The 232-nt window shown below is 58.2% G+C and carries 1 pseudogene; it reads left to right on the top strand.

Annotated features, from left to right (window positions below):
- A pseudogene (locus U5775_RS39340) lies at positions 1–232 on the top strand (4-hydroxy-2-oxovalerate aldolase); the annotation flags it as partial.

Here is a 232-nt window from a genome sequence, read left to right as displayed (position 1 = left end):
CGTGGGCTTCCTGATGATGAGCCACATGACCACGCCGGAAAACCTCGCGGTCGAAGCGAAGAAAATGGAAAGCTACGGCGCGACCTGCATCTATGTGGTGGACTCAGGCGGCGCGCTCACGATGAACGACGTGCGCGCACGATTCCGTGCCGTAAAACAGGTGCTAAAACCTGAAACGCAAACGGGCATGCACGCACACCATAATCTCTCGCTGGGCGTGGCGAACTCGATG

It is taken from the genome of Paraburkholderia sp. J63 (assembly GCF_905220245.1).
Taxonomy (GTDB): domain Bacteria; phylum Pseudomonadota; class Gammaproteobacteria; order Burkholderiales; family Burkholderiaceae; genus Paraburkholderia.
Note: the sequence above shows the minus strand (reverse complement) of the source record. Positions and strands in the feature narration are given on the sequence as shown.